Consider the following 16,128-nt stretch of genomic DNA (forward strand, 5'->3'; position numbering starts at 1 on the left):
AGCACACTGCATGTCCCGCTCACAGGACCCGCTCACCCGGCTGAGCAAATTCATCAGCCTGATTCTGCGCCACCATCCGGAGGCCATCGGCATTGTGATCGATGAACACGGCTGGGCGGACACGCAGGAGCTGCTGGACGGCATCAATGCGACCGGAAAGCACCGCATTTCCCTTCCAGTTCTGGAGGAAATCGTGCGCACGGACAGCAAGCAGCGCTACAGCTTCAGCGAAGACAGGCGCAAAATCCGCGCCAATCAGGGGCATTCCATTCCGGTCGATCTCGAGCTGTCCCCCAAAATGCCGCCTGCCGTACTGTACCACGGCACAGGGCTGAAATATGTCCCATCGATTGAACGGCAGGGCCTGCTGCACATGCGGCGGCTGTATGTCCACCTGTCACGCGACATCGACACCGCCGTGGCTGTCGGCCAGCGGCACGGCACCTGCTTTGTCTATCGCGTGGATGCCGCGCAGATGGCGCGCGACGGCTTGCTGTTTTATGAATCGGTCAACCATGTATGGCTGACGGAGCATGTTCCGGCGCGGTATTTACACCCAATTGATGGATAACCGTAAGAATTTTGAAAGAAACCCGCAATCTGGCATTCAAATCCGCATGATAGCATAGGTGTCAAAGATCAGAAGGAAGGGAATACCTGTGCTGTCAATTGTATCGATATTTGAAAATTATCTCGTCGTGCTCCCGGTATATCTGCTACTCGGCTGGCTGCTGTGCCGGTTATACCGCAAACGTGGCATTGCCTATGAAACGGGCTTCATCATAGGCTGGCAGGTGCTGGCGGTCTATGTATGCGCCGTGTTTTATTTCACAGGCACCGGAGGGCTGGATGACATCCAACGGTTCGGGCTGTCCCAGCTCAGCAGCGGTTCAGTCAACCTCCTGCCATTGCACGACGGCGGCGGCGCGATGGGCATGGCACTCAATGCGCTGCTGTTTGTCCCACTCGGCATGCTGTTGCCGCTGCTGTGGAAGGACTGCCGCCGCTGGTATCGCACCGCAGGCGCAGGCTTCCTACTGTCATTGCTCATCGAGCTGAGCCAGCTGTTCAATTTCCGGGCGACGGATATTGACGATTTGCTCATGAACACGCTCGGCACACTCGCTGGGTACGGTGTCTGGCAGCTGCTCGCCCGCAGAATCCCCCAGTTCGAGGCGAATGCTGCGGGAAAAACTGCCTGCGCTGCTGTCGGTAGCCTGTGCACGATGTTTGCCATACAGTTTATCCTTGCAGGCCCTCTGGTTTCCCATATCGCTCTTTCGCTGTACGGATACTGACTGCACACTTTCCCTGTCCGCGGCACCCGTACAGCCATTCGTGTATCAAATGCCCGAAAGCAATAGCCCTCCGCGCCGCCCTGTTGGTGATGTTCCCATGGCGGTGCGGTTTTTTTACGCGAAAATTCACAAAATTGGTGATATCACTTGAACATTTTTATCAAATGGTTGTATAATGAAAATACCACCTGCACCCCGTGCAGAAGCGGTGTCAGTAACGTGTAAATATTTATTTTTGGAGGGAACACCAATGTTTGAGAATCTGATTTCCGTATTGAAGGCAGATCGCAGAACGATTGTTTTCACCGAGGGTCCCGACCCGCGTATTCTGGAAGCAACCGCACGCCTGCTGAAGGAAGGCCTGATGGATGTTATCCTGATCGGCTCCGAGGATGAAGTCAAGGGCGCTGCCGCTGTCGGCAACTTCAATATCGAAGGCGCTGAGATCATTGATCCGGCAACCTATGGCGAAATGGACGCTATGGTTGAGAAGATGGTTGAGCTCCGCAAGGGCAAGATGGATGCAGACGCATGCCGCGCTGCTCTGTCCAAGGGCAACTACTTCGGCACCATGCTCGTCAAGATGGGCAAGGCTGACGCTCTTCTGGGCGGTGCTACATATTCCACCGCTGACACCGTTCGTCCGGCACTCCAGCTGATCAAGACCAAGCCGGGCAACAAGATCGTATCCTCCTGCTTCATTCTGTGCCGCCCTGCAGCGGACGGCAGCGATGAGCTGTATGCAATGGGCGACTGCGCGATCAACATCAATCCGGGCGAAGACGATCTGGTAGAAATCGCTGTTGAGACCGCACGCACCGCAAAGGCATTCGGCATCGACCCGAAGGTTGCTATGCTGTCCTATTCCACCATGGGCTCCGGCAAGGGCGATACCGTTACCATGATGCGCAATGCAACCGACAAGGTCAAGGCAACCAATCCGGACTTCGCTGTTGACGGCGAACTGCAGTTCGACGCGGCATTCTCCCCGGTTGTCGCAAAGACCAAGGCAAAGGATTCCCCGGTTGCAGGCCAGGCAAATACCTTCATCTTCCCGGACATCAATGCCGGCAACATCGGCTACAAGATTGCACAGCGTCTGGGCGGCTTCGAGGCATTTGGCCCGATTCTTCAGGGTCTGAATGCACCGATCAACGACCTGTCCCGCGGCTGCAATGCTGAGGAAGTTTACAAGATGGCGATTATCACCGCTGGTCTGAAGTAAAAGCATTACCATGAAATCGGTACAGCCGCTGTCCCTCTGGACAGCGGCTGTCTGCATCCTGATATGAAAATGTGGGGAATGAGAACAATGGGGAGCCAAAAGCCTGTCAGCAGGCGGGAACGCCTGTATGAAATCATCGCCAAAGACCAGGGACAGGACAAATTCAGTCGGTGGTATGACCGCTATATCCTTGTACTGGTCTGCCTGAGCGTGGTGCCGCTGGTATTCAAAATCTGGACGCAGGGCATTGTCCTGCTCGACCGCATTGTAACCGGCCTGTTTATTCTGGACTACCTGCTGCGGTGGATTACGGCAGATTTTGACCCGCGCTTCCGTGGCCTGCCGAACAAGGAAGCATTTTTGCGCTACCCGCTCACACCGATGGCAATCATTGACCTGCTCTCCATCCTGCCTGTCATCACCACCTTCCGGCTGCTCCGCGGAATGAAGATTTCGCTCACAACCTTTTTGCAGCTGCTGCGGCTGATGCGCGTGTTCCGCTGCATGCGTCTGCTGAAGACCATACGGTATTCCAAAAGCTGCATATACATGTACCGCGCGCTGATGCGTGAACGCAAAATTCTCGCCATGGTGTTGATTGTCGCGGCACTGTATATCTTTGTCTCCGCAGCGGTGATGTTCTCTGTTGAACCGAATACCTTCAGCTCATTTTTCGATGCGCTGTATTGGGCAACGGCAACATTGACTACGGTGGGCTATGGCGATATCCATCCGATGACAGCCATTGGGCGCGGCGTGAGTATGATCTCCGCCATTTTTGGCATTGCCATCGTCGCCCTGCCGTCCGGCATCATCACCGCCAGCTTTATCGAAGAGGTCAACCGCACACGCTACCGCAATGAACGCAAGCTGGAGGCCGAAGTGGCAGAACTGTTGGATGAAATTCGCCAGCTGCGGCAGGAGCAGCGAGAGCGCGGGCTGGAGGAAAAAATCGAACAGATTGCCGCGCAGGTGCAGCAGGTACAGGATGACCGCGAAACCGATGCGGTATTGTTGCAGGATCTGTCCGAGGATTTGAAAAATGCCCTGTATCATGGTAAAATAACCGAGAACAATAACCACTGACACTTGTAACTGGAGGAACAAAAGAAATGGCAGTTCACAGTTCTGTAAAGGAATACCACACCCGTGCACACATGGGTATGATTGACGTAACCGGCGACTTCCAGCAGGCTGTCACCGACGCCTGCCGGGAATGCGGCATCAAGAGCGGCATTGTCACCGGCTTTACCACCGGCGGCGTTGCCGCTCTGACGACGCTTGAATTTGAGCCGGGCATGGTAAACCATGACCTCAAGGCGGCAATGGATATCTTTTCGCCGTATACCGATGAGCGTGGCCGCGTCATCCCGTATGAGCACCACAACACCTGGCATGATGACAACGGCTCGAGCCACATCAAATCTGCACTGCTCAGCCCGTTTATCACCGTGCCGTTCATCGACGGCCGGATCACGGTCGGCCCGTGGCAGAACCTCACGCTCGTCGAGTGTGACACCCGCGACCGCCACCGCGAAATCGTATTCCAGGTTATGGGAGAATAAGCAAACATGCCTGTACTGTCCAAACCGGACGGCGCAGGCATGTTTTTTTGTTTATACAGCCCTGTGCCGGAACAAACGCTGATATGCACGCAGAAGAGCCGGACGCAGCGGAATGACATGAATCCACACGCGGGCAAAAAATTCCCACCAGAAACTGCCCGGCCCAATCCACTTTCCCTTGCGCTGTACCTTCGTGACCAACGCAAAAATCTGCTCGCGGCGCACCGGGCCTTCGATTTGTGTCTGTGCATCGCCGACGATGTCATAGCCCTCCCGCCGAACGCGGCAGATGCGGTGCATGACATATTGTCCTGTGGCGCGCTGGTAAAACACCATATCGCCCGCACGCAGCGCACGGTCAGGTGCCCGGAAGCAGATGCTGTCCCGCCGATGCACGAGAAACGGAGCCATGCTGTTGCCCGCAACCACCATGCTGACCTCTCGGCCCTCTTCGACCAGACCGCGCAGCATGGAGACATATTCTGTTGTATCGACAACCTTCACGGCAGGCTCTCCCTTCTTGTTTTTGACTTCCCTATGATAGCACAAAACGCAGGCACAAACAACGCCGTCCGCCGGATTCTCCGGCGGACGGCGCACAATATGACATAGATTTTGTTATGCCTTCGATACAGTCGCGCGAACCAAAGAACGCAGCCTCTGCACGCGTCAGCGTACCCTTCGGGTTGAGGTTTCCCGTATTTATGCCGCTCATCACGCCTTCTGAAGCAGCCCACTGCATGGCATTCTGCGCTCGGCCGGACACCCTATGCTTCTGTAATAATCACCGTGAACGGTTCCGACGCGCCCTGCGGGTCAGCGATATACAGCCGTTCATAGCCGTAGCTGCGGACACATGCGCCATCCGTCACCTGCTCCCAGATGACCGGCGGATGGTGCATCAGCCGGTTCTGCCGGACAGCAAACGAAATGCCGGACGCGCGCGCCTGTATCGGCGTGCCGTAATGATAGAACAAATGGAAGCTGATCTCTCCTTCCGGCAGGCCGTCGACGGAGAAATTGTCACTCGAACGATGCTTGTGATCGGACAGGGTGGTCGCCTGGCTGTCGACACGGACAGCAGACTCCACAACAACGGTAAAATCCTTCTGCGCCCCGCGCGGATTGGCAAGATACAGCCGGTCACACCGCATGCCCGGCGCGGCATGTCCGGAACGGATATCGCGCAGGTAAACCGGATCACGGCGCATCGGCTCATCAATCCAGATATCAAACATGACATCCTCTGCCTCGCGCTGTGCAGCCGTGCCATAGTCATAATAGGCGCGGAAAAACAAATCCGCATAGCGTCCATACGCTTCCAGCGAAAAGTTTTCACTCGAACGGTGCAGCTCGCCTGCATACAGGCTGTCGGCACTGGTTATTATCGTCTTCGCTGTCATGGAAATCCCTCCTCCTGCCTGACGCGCATATTGTTACATTCCGTATCTCTGTCATACTATTGTACCATGTACGCTGTGCACCGTCAAGCCGCCGGCAGGCTTACTCCTCCAGATGTTCCAGACCTTGGCTCATGATCGTATGCACATGGTCATCCGCCAGGGAATACACGATATTTTTCCCTTCACGGCGGAACCGCACCAAACGGCTCTGCTTGAGCACACGCAGCTGGTGGGAAATTGAGCTCTGCGTCATGTTGAGCGCCTGTGCAATATCGCCTACGCTCATATCGCTCTCGACCAGTACATACAGGATTTTAATGCGCGTGGAATCGCCGAACACTTTGAACAGCTCTGCGAGATCATACAGCTCCTCCTCCGTCGGCACCTGATCGCTGAGAGAAAAGAAATCCGTGCCCGCCGGCATGTTTTCCAGTTCTTTTTTGTCTACACTCACGGTTCTTCCTCCTCATCGTCATCGACCGGACGCGCTTCCACATCGATAATTTTCTGGTTTTCATAGGTTTTATTTGCGCGGTTCATGCGGAAAATAATAATCAGATCGGACAGGCCGCTGTATACCAGCGCAATACCGATCAGGCGGAAGGTCAGCTCCGCAGTCGAATAGGGGTTCATCAGGATCACCGCACCAAAAACAACCGTAATGATGCCCAGAACCAGCACCGAGGTGCCGGACGGATCACCGAAGCGGCGCAGGCCAATGCCGTGCCGCACATTGACAATGCCATCGATCAACAAAATCAGGCCGACCACAATCGGCAGGATCGAGCTGATGGTTTTGGGCTGGCTGATGACAAAAATACCAGTCCCCGCCGCAATGACACTGATGAGAATCGTGCCCACGCGAGCGACATGGTCGCGCAGACAGCCGAGCACGCCCAACACGCCCCAGGCAATCAACAGCGCACCGATGACATAACATGCAATCTTCAAAAACATATCGGGGAACAGCAGCAGTGCGATGCCCAGTGCAAGGCAGCCGACAGCCGTAAGAATCATACTGCTGCGGATACTGCGGAATGTTTCAAACATAATAAAATCCCTCCTCAAATGCGGCAAATGTGCCGCATGGTTTACTTTGATTGTACGGCATCCCACTCGCTGTGTCAATGACCAGCTGTGCTGCCATGTCCCTCTGCCTCCGGAGTGAAAAAATGAATAAACTCTGACAGTTGTGCGCGGCTGCTTGCAATTTCTCCTTATTTGGTGTACTATCATCATTGGGAACTTTTCCCCATCACAAAATCGTTTATAAAATCTAACAGAAGGTGTTTGATATGACGAAAATTGACATTATTTCCGGCTTTCTCGGCGCAGGCAAAACCACGCTGATCCGCAAGCTGCTGGAAGGCCCGCTGAAGGGCAAAAAAGTCGTCCTCATCGAAAACGAATTCGGTGAGATCGGCATTGACGGCGGCTTCCTCAAGGATGCCGGCATTGAAATCACTGAGATGAATTCCGGCTGCATCTGCTGCACGCTGGTCGGCGATTTCGGCAAGGCGCTGCACGATGTCCTCGAGCAGTTCACCCCGGACCGCATCATCATCGAGCCGTCCGGCGTCGGTAAGCTGTCCGATGTCGCCGCTGCTGTCCAGCCGGTACTCAAAGAGGGTGAGGTCGAGATGGGCTGCCTGACTACCGTCTGCGATGCCTCCAAGTGCCGCATGTATATCAAGAACTTCGGTGAGTTCTACAACAATCAGCTGGAGAGCGCAGGCACAATTGTCCTGAGCCGCACGCAGAACATCAGTGAAAAGCGCCTGGATGAAGCATTGAAGCTGATCCGTGAGCACGCGGGTGAGCACACCAGCATCATCACCACGCCGTGGGATGAGCTGACCGGCGAGCAGATTTATGACGTCATGTGTGCCGACGGCCACCAGGCCCTGCTGGATGCCGCCGAGCTGTATGCGCATGAGGAGCATCACCACCATCACCATGACCACGAGCATCATCATCATGACCATGAGGAACATGAGCACCATCATGCGCATGACGAGCACTGCGGCTGCGGTCACGACCACGAGCATGACCACGAACACCATCATCACGACCATGACGAGCACGAGCACCATCATGAGCATCATTATGATGAAAACGGCGTCTGCTCCTGCGGCCATCACCATCACGACCACGACGCGGATGAAGTCTTCACAAGCTGGGGTATGGAAACCGCACACAAATACACGGAGGACGACCTGCGCGCCCGCCTGGAACAGCTGGGGGATACCGAACTGTTCGGTATGGTTCTGCGCGCCAAGGGCATTGTCCCGGCACAGGATGGCGGCTGGCTGCACTTCGACATGGTTCCGGAAGAAATCGAACTGCGCCGCGGCAGTGCGGATTACACCGGTCGCCTGTGCGTCATCGGCTCCGGCATCAAGGAAGACGCACTCGCAGAGCTGTTCGCCTGAGGTGCCTGTATGGAAATACCTGTATATTTCTTTACCGGCTTTCTGGAAAGCGGCAAAACCTCATTCATTGAATCCATCCTGAAGGACCCGAATTTTGCCGAAGGCGAGCGCACCCTGCTGTTGATGTGCGAAGATGGCGAAGTCGAATATGATTACGAGCTTCTGCGCGATACCAACTGTGTGCTCAAGCTGGTGGAAAACCAGGAGGATTTCAACCGTCTGCTGCTGCACGAATGCAACCGCAAATACAAGCCGGAACGTGTCATTGTCGAGTGGAACGGCATGTGGAAGCTATCGGATATCAAGCCCGGCACCTTCCCGAAGAGCTGGACGCTCTATCAGACCGTCACAACCGTGAATGCGCAGACCTTTGACGTCTATTTCCAGAATATGGGCGGCTATATGTTTGAAATGCTCCAGCAGACCGATATGATTGTGTTCAACCGTTCAGATGAAAAGACAAAGGAAATCGTCAAAAACCGCCGTGTGCGCCTGATTAACCGCCGTGCAGACATTTTCCTCGACTATCCAAACGGTGAAAGTGAAGTCTATCAGGAGGATCTGAGCGCAAATCTCGACCTCTCCGCCGATATCGTCGATATCTCGGAATCGGTTTATGGTCAGTGGTATTTCGACGCGATGGAGCACACCGAAAAATATGCCGGACATACCGTGCGTTATCTGTGCCAGGTATATCGTCCGAAGGGCATGCAGAAAAACTGCTTTGCTGCCGGACGGTTTACCATGCTGTGCTGTGCAGAGGATATTACCTTCCTCGCCATGGTATGCAAACATCCATCCGCAGATACACTGGTTGACCGCGATTGGTACATGGTGACAGCGGAAGTCCGCGATGAATTTTTCCCGGAATATCAGGGAAAAGGCCCGGTGCTTTATGTCAAGTCCCTTGTCCCGGCAGAAAAGCCGCAGGATGATATCTGCTATATCAAATAAAATTGTCCCGCATACTTTCCCCTCGATCTTTCTGAAGGATTGAGGGGAATTTTTTTGATTTCGCCCGATCCGGGCAGGATGACAGCGCGTTCCACAAAAAAATATCTATTGATTTCCAGACCGAATTTTTCTGTCATTATATCATTATATTTGACAGAATACAACATTGACTTTGCATTGTTCTCAGACTATTATTTAATTATAAAAGAATTTAAGCAGAATATATCACGCAAAAACGAGATATTTCGACATAATTTTCGTCAAAACAATTTTCTGCCATTTTCCGACAATATTCTCAAATGAAGGGTGTTGGGTATGTGTTCGTTAAAAGAACTTTCAGAAGAATATTTGCATAACGCAGCTGTAATGGAAGCACGCATCCAACAGCTGGAGGCTCAGGCTTCCCGCACGATTTCCCTCGAAGTGCGCCGAAAACTGCGCAGACGGATCAATACCCTGCACATTATGGTATGTGAAAGCCGACAGACTGCATTTCATCTTGAACACTATTATGACAAGCCGGAGGAAGGAGCTGTCTATGTCAAACCAAAGCCACAGCGCGGCAGGCCAAAAAAGAAATTCAGTCGCTACGGATATGGAACTGCGACGCCGGCTCTTGTCATGCATGGCAGAAACGCTGACAAGCCAACAGTATCAGGTATTCGTTCTGAACTTTCTCGAAGGAATGCCGCAAAAGGAAATCGCGGCTGAATTCGGCCTGTCCCGTTCAGCCGTATGTAAAACCGTTGCGGCAGCAAAATACCGCCTGCGTCTTGCGTTGGGCTATACCTTTGAACCGCCTGATCCCGATGAGGATTTCTATGAAACCGAAGTGGATTGACCTGTTTGCATGATCCCGTCCAGCTGCGTCCCCCCAAAGCACACATCCAACGTACTCCTGATTCATTTATATTCTCCCTGTTTTCTCTCTATTTCCTGCCCAGAATATATGCAGCCGGGCGGATCATATAAAAAAGTCCGGACAGCTTGTCCGGACTTTTGCGCTCTATCTGGGAATAACAATTTTGTACAGCCCTTTCAGTCAACCCTCGGCAGGGCAACTGCCGGACCATCCGTCCGGCATGTTCGCTGCGCGCGGAAGCGCGCCAGACGTTTCTTTTGTTCTAATAGAAAAGCCATCAAGCGCTGCATACTTTCAAAAATAAACTGTTTTTCTCAATTCAACTCTCGGTGGGGCAACTGCCGGACCATCCGTCCGGCATGTTCGCTGCGCGCGGAAGCGCGCCAGACGTTTCTTTTGTTCTAATCTTTTCTTTTCGCAAAGAAAAGATTAGCCGAATTGTTCCTTGCGCAGGCGACCGTCGCGCAGGAGTGAAAACAGCGTGTCGGCGTCCTCCTGATCGATGGCGTCGCGGTACTCCGTCAGGTGCCGAATCATTTCATCAATTTCCGCCACCAGCGGCTTTTTGTTCTCAATAAACAGCTCTGTCCACATAGTCTCATTCAGATATGCCACACGCGTCAAATCCCGATAGCTGCCACCGGAATATCCCTTGTGTTCCATCTCAGATGGGCTCTTAATATATGCACTTGAAACAATATGGCACAGCTGCGAGGTATAGGCAATCATACGGTCATGATGTTCCGGTGTCGTAATCACCAGTTGGCTGAAACCGATTGCCGCAAACATATGCTTGACCTCATGGACAATATCCGGTGTGGACGCCTCCGTCGGCACAATCAACATGCTTGCACCCTTATACAGATCCGCACTGGATGCTTTATAGCCGGAAACCTCACGTCCTGCCATCGGATGTCCGCCAACATAATACAGTCCATGTGCCTTACACAACCCTGTCAACCGTTCCACCAGATAGCTTTTGATCCCGCAGTCATCCGTAATAATACAGCCCGGCTTAAAGCAGTCAATATGCTGCTCAACAAAATCACATGAAACCTTCGGATACATAGACAACAGGACAACATCTGCTTCCTTCAGATTTTCTTCTGTGCCAATGGCATCAATTGCACCCTGTTCCAGCGCAAGCTCTGCGGTGCTCCGCGTGCGATTAAAGCCAATCACTATGTAATCCGTGTACTTTTTAAATGCACGGGCAAATGATCCGCCGATCAGTCCGAGACCGACAATGGCTATGGTTTTCTGTTTCATATCATCGTTCCTTCGTATTTTTTATGCTCACTTTATTGTAGCAAGGGGAAAATGCAAAGTCAATGCCGCGGGATACTTTTACTGTTTAAAGCATGAAATTTACCTGTATTTCTGTAATAACAAAAGCGAACGCCGCAGAGAATAACAATGAATTATATAGAAAAACACCGGCCGGAGAACTCCGACCGATGTCAAGATCTGTGTTTATACCCCCAAATTTCACGGAAACTATCGCAAATCAATTATATCTGAGATAATACCCGCCGCCAATGCCGTCAATTTTTGTGATATTTCCGAAATGTGTTCCCCCATTATACGTGTGAATCTTCGCATTCACAGTTCTACCCGCATATGCCAACTGAATTGTCGCTCCCTCTTTGATCGAACCTGTAATTTTATACGTGAGCTCATCCCCATTTCCCAAAGAAATAAAGGGCAAGTCAAATCTGGTGTACAACTTAATGACGCCGTATTTATCATCCCACCGATGGGAAATCATTTTAGCCCCATTGTTGTTGCCTGTATTCACCTTCGAGTAGTCACTGCTCAGCCTCACATTAAATACGTTGGAAGCGCCACTGGCTGCACTTGCTGGAACCGCCAGAGCAGTTACCATCATTGTCAGCACTAACATCATCGCCATGATCTTTTTCATGCTATCATCCTCCATTTTTAATTTTAAGATAGGCTATTTTTAGCCCTATAGTACCAAACTTAGCCCTATTTGTCAAGCAGTTCTTTTTACAATAGGTAAAAGGAGCGTGATCATTTGAGTCTAAATTCTGCAATAAAAAATCGTATTTTACAACTTTTGGATGAGTATAATATGTCAATTTATAAACTTTCTGCAATTTGCGCCATGCCGCAGTCCAGTATCAAAAATATTTTATACGGAAAAAGCCAGAGCCCGAAGGTTGTGACAATCAAGCTCATTTGCGATGGTTTGGGGATGACACTGGCAGAGTTTTTTGATACTGAGGAATTCAATCATTTAGATGTAGAGATTAAGTAGAAAAAACTCCCATTGGAGTGTTTTGGACTGTTCCCCGTTGAACAGACAGAAAAACAAAACACTATCGTAGAATAGCGAGAATTTACGCGGTCTTGCTCCTGATTTCAAAGGGAGTGAGACCGTTTTTCATGTTGATACGTTGAAAATTGTAGCAATAGACAACTGAAAAACCAACTGCTCAATATCAGATCTGGTTGCGTAATCCGAACGATATAGATTCCCCGATGCCCTTATCACAATGCTGCCATGGAAAATTTCTCCGGAACTTTTCAGATAGAGCATATATTCCGGGAACAGCCCAGTCTTTCATAAAGATAGAAAAAAAGACAGATCCAAACTGGATCTGTCTTTCGTTTGTGTAGGCATCGACCTATCTTCCCGGGCCGTCGCCAGCCAAGTATTGTCGGCGTAAATGAGCTTAACTACCGTGTTCGGAATGGGAACGGGTGTACCCTCATCACAAAAAACACCTACTACCTTTTCTTTTCAGAAAAGACCTTTGTTACTATAACACATTCTCTGCGTTATGTCAAGAAAAAATTGGTGACCCGTGGGAGAATCGAACTCCCGTTTACGGCGTGAGAGGCCGTCGTCTTAGCCGCTTGACCAACGGGCCATTTCCACACACCGTATTTATCGGTGTCCAGAAAGAAGTGGTACACCATCGGGGACTCGAACCCAGGACCCACTGATTAAGAGTCAGTTGCTCTACCATCTGAGCTAATGGTGCATTTCGTCAACTTTTTCTCGTGAGTTTTGCATTATCTGCGCCCTCAAAACTGAACAGCAATACTCGTGACAGAAGCTTTTTCCGAGTTTACCCAAATCATAATTCAGGTCAAGCCCTCGACCTATTAGTATCAGTCCGCTGCATACATTACTGTACTTCCACTCCTGACCTATCAACCACATCGTCTACGTGGGGTCTTACTTCCGAAGAATGGGAAATCTTATCTTACGGGGAGTTTCACGCTTAGATGCCTTCAGCGTTTATCTCGTCCATACTTAGCTACCCAGCTATGCCCTTGGCAGAACAACTGGTGCACCAGAGGTATGTCCATCCCGGTCCTCTCGTACTAAGGACAGCTCCGTTCAAATTTCCTACGCCCGCAACAGATAGGGACCGAACTGTCTCACGACGTTCTGAACCCAGCTCGCGTACCGCTTTAATTGGCGAACAGCCAAACCCTTGGGACCGAATTCAGCCCCAGGATGCGATGAGCCGACATCGAGGTGCCAAACCTCCCCGTCGATGTGGACTCTTGGGGGAGATCAGCCTGTTATCCCCAGGGTAGCTTTTATCCGTTGAGCGACGGCATTTCCATTCACATACCGCCGGATCACTAACTCCAACTTTCGTTCCTGCTCGACCCGTCAGTCTCGCAGTCAGGCTCGTTTTTGCGTTTACACTCACTGCACGATTTCCATCCGTGCTGAACGAACCTTTGAGCGCCTCCGTTACTCTTTAGGAGGCGACCGCCCCAGTCAAACTGCCCACCTGACAGTGTCCCCCGACCAGATTCATGGCCGCAGGTTAGAATTCCAATATTCCAAGAGTGGTATCCCAAGGTTGGCTCCACAAATGCTGGCGCACTTGCTTCCAAGCCTCCCACCTATCCTGTACATGAAATATCGAAATCCAATATCAAGCTACAGTGAAGCTCCATGGGGTCTTTCCGTCTAGTTGCGGGAAACCGGCATCTTCACCGGTACTACAATTTCGCCGGGCTGGCTGTTGAGACAGTGCCCAAATCGTTACGCCATTCGTGCGGGTCAGAACTTACCTGACAAGGAATTTCGCTACCTTAGGACCGTTATAGTTACGGCCGCCGTTTACTGGGGCTTAAATTCAATGCTTCGATTGCTCTAACATCTCCTCTTAACCTTCCAGCACCGGGCAGGCGTCACCCCCTATACGTCATCTTTCGATTTAGCAGAGAGCTGTGTTTTTGCTAAACAGTCGCTTGGGCCTTTTCACTGCGGCCTCTTCTCAGAGGCGCCCCTTATTCCGAAGTTACGGGGCCAATTTGCCGAGTTCCTTAACAACCATTCTCCCGTTGGCCTTAGAATACTCATCCCATCTACCTGTGTCGGTTTGCGGTACGGGCACCTGGACAATACACTGAGCTTTTCTCGCCTCTCACGCCGTCTGCTTCCCTACTATATTTCGGTCCCTTACGCCCGGGGCAACCATCGCCCGGGTCAGACTTAATGAAAGTGTCCCTCAGCTTAACATCTTCGGTGGTTACGGAATATCAACCGTATGTGCATCGACTACGCCGTTAGGCCTCGCCTTAGCTCCCGACTAACCTTGGGCGGACGAACCTTCCCCAAGAAACCTTAGATTTTCGGCCATTATGATTCTCACATAATTCTCGCTACTTATTCCGGCATTCTCACTCGTATGAAGTCCACATGTCCTTCCGATCATGCTTCACCCCGCATACGACGCTCCCCTACCCAATGTTTCAAACATTGCCCGAGCTTCGGTTGAATACTTAGCCCCGTTAAATTTTCTGCGCAAAATCACTCGACCAGTGAGCTATTACGCACTCTTTGAATGAGTGGCTGCTTCTAAGCCAACATCCTGGTTGTCTTAGCAATTTCACATCATTTTCCACTTAGTATTCATTTGGGACCTTAGCTGCGGATCTGGGCTGTTTCCCTTTTGACCATGCGACTTATCTCACATGGTCTGACTGCCATGAACCAATTATCCGGCATTCGAAGTTTGATAGGGTTCAGTAACCTCGCGGCCCCTAGCCCATTCAGTGCTCTACCTCCGGTAATCTATCATAACGCTAGCCCTAAAGCTATTTCGGGGAGAACCAGCTATATCCGAGTTCGATTAGAATTTCTCCGCTATCCACAAGTCATCCCGGCCTTTTCAACGGACGTGGGTGCGGCCCTCCATTGCGTCTTACCGCAACTTCAGCCTGCTCATGGATAGGTCACCCGGTTTCGGGTCTAATACATGTAACTAATTCGCCCTGTTCAGACTCGCTCTCGCTGCGGCTCCGTGACTCCAGTCACTTAACCTTGCTACATACATTAACTCGCCGGACCGTTCTACAAAAAGTACCCGATCACACATGAACGTGCTCTCGGTGCTTGTAGGCACAAGGTTTCAGGTTCTCTTTCACTCCCCTCCCGGGGTCCTTTTCACCTTTCCCTCACGGTACTGCTTCGCTATCGGTCACCAGGTAGTATTTAGGCTTGGATGATGGTCCACCCGTCTTCCCACAGGGTTCCTCGTGTCCTGTGGTACTCTGGATACTGCTAGCGTGCTTCCGATGTCGCTTACGGGGCTGTCACCCTGTTTCGCCGCTCTTCCCAAAGCGTTCAGCTATCTTTCACACTACATATTGCAGTCCGAACCCCTGAGATATTGCTACCTCAGGTTTGGCCTCTTCCGCGTTCGCTCGCCACTACTAGCGGAATCTCTGTTGATGTCTCTTCCTCGCCTACTTAGATGTTTCAGTTCAGGCGGTTCCCCACTCATACCTATTTGATTCAGTATGAGCTGCATGAGCTTCTCTCATGCGGGTTTCCCCATTCGGAAATCTTRGGATCAATGCTTATTTGCAGCTMCCCCAAGCTTATCGCAGCTTGTCACGTCCTTCATCGGCTCCTGGTGCCAAGGCATTMCCCTTGCGMCCTTTACAGCTTGACCAGCTGTAAGACCTGATCCGGTCAGATCAGGAATTATTTTAGTAACTTAAGATTGTGAGTAATCTCGGTTATCTTTTGTTATAGCTAATTTGTAGTAGTACTTTCGTACTTTCGCCACAATTGGATCGTTAAAACCTTTTATTTCAGTTTGCTTTTCGCAATTTCCCAGAATAACAATTTTAATTTCCTATTGTTGCTTTGTCGTTTTCTCGCTGTTCAGTTTTCAAGGTGCAGAGTAGAAGGCATTATGCCCTCTAAATTAACACAACGTTCGTTTGAATGACTCATTCCTGAATTGACCTAGGAATTTACAAAGCTCTGTTTCAAGCTTCATGGTCTCCTTAGAAAGGAGGTGATCCAGCCGCACCTTCCGATACGGCTACCTTGTTACGACTTCACCCTAATTACCAGTCCTGCCTTCGGCCGCGTCCTCCTT

The 16,128-nt window shown here is 51.3% G+C and carries 16 protein-coding genes, 2 tRNA genes and 3 rRNA genes; 9 read left to right on the forward strand and 12 right to left on the reverse strand.

Annotated features, from left to right (window positions below; genetic code table 11):
- Window positions 1-10 precede the first annotated feature (10 nt).
- From CBW42_RS01275 to CBW42_RS01295, 5 genes are all read left to right on the forward strand, one after another.
- Window positions 11-571 carry an RNA 2'-phosphotransferase gene (locus CBW42_RS01275; protein ID WP_087016949.1) on the forward strand — a complete coding sequence of 187 codons (561 nt, stop codon included), beginning with the start codon at window positions 11-13 and terminating at the stop codon, window positions 569-571.
- 88 nt (window positions 572-659) lie between these two features.
- The gene (locus tag CBW42_RS01280) at window positions 660-1,298 is read left to right on the forward strand and encodes a VanZ family protein (protein WP_165760999.1); all 639 of its coding nucleotides are present in this window, start codon (window positions 660-662) and stop codon (window positions 1,296-1,298) included.
- A gap of 250 nt (window positions 1,299-1,548) precedes the next feature.
- Window positions 1,549-2,523, forward strand: coding sequence for a phosphate acetyltransferase (gene pta / locus CBW42_RS01285; protein WP_087016953.1), 975 nt, complete (start codon window positions 1,549-1,551; stop codon window positions 2,521-2,523).
- 87 nt (window positions 2,524-2,610) lie between these two features.
- Window positions 2,611-3,609 (forward strand): ion transporter, encoded by a 999-nt coding sequence (locus CBW42_RS01290; protein ID WP_087016955.1) that lies wholly within the window; start codon window positions 2,611-2,613, stop codon window positions 3,607-3,609.
- Between the two features lie 26 nt (window positions 3,610-3,635).
- Window positions 3,636-4,088, forward strand: a complete 453-nt coding sequence (locus CBW42_RS01295; RefSeq protein ID WP_087016957.1) for a YjbQ family protein — start codon at window positions 3,636-3,638, stop codon at window positions 4,086-4,088.
- Between the two features lie 51 nt (window positions 4,089-4,139).
- On the opposite strand, the gene CBW42_RS01300 is transcribed toward CBW42_RS01295, so the two are convergent.
- From CBW42_RS01300 to CBW42_RS01320, 5 genes are all read right to left on the reverse strand, one after another.
- A complete protein-coding gene (locus CBW42_RS01300) occupies window positions 4,140-4,592 on the reverse strand; it encodes a S24/S26 family peptidase (protein WP_242969756.1) in 453 nt (150 codons plus the stop codon).
- A gap of 31 nt (window positions 4,593-4,623) precedes the next feature.
- On the reverse strand, window positions 4,624-4,830 hold the full coding sequence (locus CBW42_RS15310; RefSeq protein ID WP_407922946.1) for an S-layer homology domain-containing protein: 207 nt from the start codon (window positions 4,828-4,830) through the stop codon (window positions 4,624-4,626).
- Between the two features lie 25 nt (window positions 4,831-4,855).
- Window positions 4,856-5,491 (reverse strand): hypothetical protein, encoded by a 636-nt coding sequence (locus CBW42_RS01310; RefSeq protein ID WP_087016961.1) that lies wholly within the window; start codon window positions 5,489-5,491, stop codon window positions 4,856-4,858.
- 100 nt (window positions 5,492-5,591) lie between these two features.
- Complete coding sequence (locus CBW42_RS01315) at window positions 5,592-5,915, reverse strand: ArsR/SmtB family transcription factor (RefSeq protein ID WP_087017004.1); 324 nt, start codon at window positions 5,913-5,915, stop codon at window positions 5,592-5,594.
- Between the two features lie 26 nt (window positions 5,916-5,941).
- A complete protein-coding gene (locus CBW42_RS01320; protein WP_165761001.1) occupies window positions 5,942-6,541 on the reverse strand; it encodes an HdeD family acid-resistance protein in 600 nt (199 codons plus the stop codon).
- 245 nt (window positions 6,542-6,786) lie between these two features.
- On the opposite strand from CBW42_RS01320, the gene CBW42_RS01325 reads away from it, so the two are divergent.
- The 3 genes from CBW42_RS01325 (at window position 6,787) to CBW42_RS01335 (ending at window position 9,718) form a co-directional block, all read left to right on the forward strand.
- Window positions 6,787-7,923, forward strand: coding sequence for a CobW family GTP-binding protein (locus CBW42_RS01325; protein WP_087016965.1), 1,137 nt, complete (start codon window positions 6,787-6,789; stop codon window positions 7,921-7,923).
- Between the two features lie 9 nt (window positions 7,924-7,932).
- Window positions 7,933-8,877 (forward strand): TIGR03943 family putative permease subunit, encoded by a 945-nt coding sequence (locus CBW42_RS01330; RefSeq protein WP_087016968.1) that lies wholly within the window; start codon window positions 7,933-7,935, stop codon window positions 8,875-8,877.
- 538 nt (window positions 8,878-9,415) lie between these two features.
- Window positions 9,416-9,718: a sigma-70 family RNA polymerase sigma factor gene (locus CBW42_RS01335; protein WP_165761002.1), complete on the forward strand. Its 303-nt coding sequence runs from the start codon at window positions 9,416-9,418 to the stop codon at window positions 9,716-9,718.
- 450 nt (window positions 9,719-10,168) lie between these two features.
- Here CBW42_RS01335 and CBW42_RS01340 read toward each other — a convergent pair whose 3' ends face one another.
- Entirely contained in the window at window positions 10,169-11,008 is an 840-nt protein-coding gene (locus tag CBW42_RS01340) for a prephenate dehydrogenase (protein WP_087016973.1), read from the reverse strand.
- A 238-nt stretch (window positions 11,009-11,246) separates the two neighbouring features.
- Window positions 11,247-11,663, reverse strand: coding sequence for a hypothetical protein (locus CBW42_RS01345; protein ID WP_087016975.1), 417 nt, complete (start codon window positions 11,661-11,663; stop codon window positions 11,247-11,249).
- Between the two features lie 114 nt (window positions 11,664-11,777).
- Between CBW42_RS01345 and CBW42_RS01350 the strand changes: the two genes are divergently transcribed.
- Window positions 11,778-12,020, forward strand: coding sequence for a helix-turn-helix domain-containing protein (locus CBW42_RS01350; protein ID WP_087016977.1), 243 nt, complete (start codon window positions 11,778-11,780; stop codon window positions 12,018-12,020).
- A gap of 357 nt (window positions 12,021-12,377) precedes the next feature.
- Here CBW42_RS01350 and rrf read toward each other — a convergent pair.
- The 5 genes from rrf to CBW42_RS01375 all read right to left on the reverse strand — a co-directional run.
- Window positions 12,378-12,494: ribosomal RNA gene (gene rrf, locus CBW42_RS01355) — 5S ribosomal RNA — on the reverse strand.
- A gap of 67 nt (window positions 12,495-12,561) precedes the next feature.
- Window positions 12,562-12,636, reverse strand: a tRNA-Glu gene (locus tag CBW42_RS01360).
- A gap of 38 nt (window positions 12,637-12,674) precedes the next feature.
- A tRNA-Lys gene (locus CBW42_RS01365) sits at window positions 12,675-12,750 on the reverse strand.
- 104 nt (window positions 12,751-12,854) lie between these two features.
- Window positions 12,855-15,693: ribosomal RNA gene (locus tag CBW42_RS01370) — 23S ribosomal RNA — on the reverse strand.
- A 344-nt stretch (window positions 15,694-16,037) separates the two neighbouring features.
- Window positions 16,038-16,128: ribosomal RNA gene (locus tag CBW42_RS01375) — 16S ribosomal RNA — on the reverse strand; the annotation flags it as partial.

The sequence above is a fragment of the Butyricicoccus porcorum genome (genome assembly GCF_002157465.1).
Lineage (GTDB): Bacteria > Bacillota > Clostridia > Oscillospirales > Butyricicoccaceae > Butyricicoccus_A > Butyricicoccus_A porcorum.

Coding starts and splice junctions, on each gene's coding strand:
- CBW42_RS01275 (WP_087016949.1), top strand. CDS start 11: ATGTCCCGCTCACAGGACCCGCTCACCCGGCTGAGCAAATTCATCAGC.
- pta (WP_087016953.1), top strand. CDS start 1,549: ATGTTTGAGAATCTGATTTCCGTATTGAAGGCAGATCGCAGAACGATT.
- CBW42_RS01290 (WP_087016955.1), top strand. CDS start 2,611: ATGGGGAGCCAAAAGCCTGTCAGCAGGCGGGAACGCCTGTATGAAATC.
- CBW42_RS01295 (WP_087016957.1), top strand. CDS start 3,636: ATGGCAGTTCACAGTTCTGTAAAGGAATACCACACCCGTGCACACATG.
- CBW42_RS15310 (WP_407922946.1), bottom strand. CDS start 4,830: ATGCAGTGGGCTGCTTCAGAAGGCGTGATGAGCGGCATAAATACGGGA.
- CBW42_RS01310 (WP_087016961.1), bottom strand. CDS start 5,491: ATGACAGCGAAGACGATAATAACCAGTGCCGACAGCCTGTATGCAGGC.
- CBW42_RS01315 (WP_087017004.1), bottom strand. CDS start 5,915: ATGCCGGCGGGCACGGATTTCTTTTCTCTCAGCGATCAGGTGCCGACG.
- CBW42_RS01320 (WP_165761001.1), bottom strand. CDS start 6,541: ATGTTTGAAACATTCCGCAGTATCCGCAGCAGTATGATTCTTACGGCT.
- CBW42_RS01325 (WP_087016965.1), top strand. CDS start 6,787: ATGACGAAAATTGACATTATTTCCGGCTTTCTCGGCGCAGGCAAAACC.
- CBW42_RS01330 (WP_087016968.1), top strand. CDS start 7,933: ATGGAAATACCTGTATATTTCTTTACCGGCTTTCTGGAAAGCGGCAAA.
- CBW42_RS01335 (WP_165761002.1), top strand. CDS start 9,416: ATGTCAAACCAAAGCCACAGCGCGGCAGGCCAAAAAAGAAATTCAGTC.
- CBW42_RS01340 (WP_087016973.1), bottom strand. CDS start 11,008: ATGAAACAGAAAACCATAGCCATTGTCGGTCTCGGACTGATCGGCGGA.
- CBW42_RS01345 (WP_087016975.1), bottom strand. CDS start 11,663: ATGAAAAAGATCATGGCGATGATGTTAGTGCTGACAATGATGGTAACT.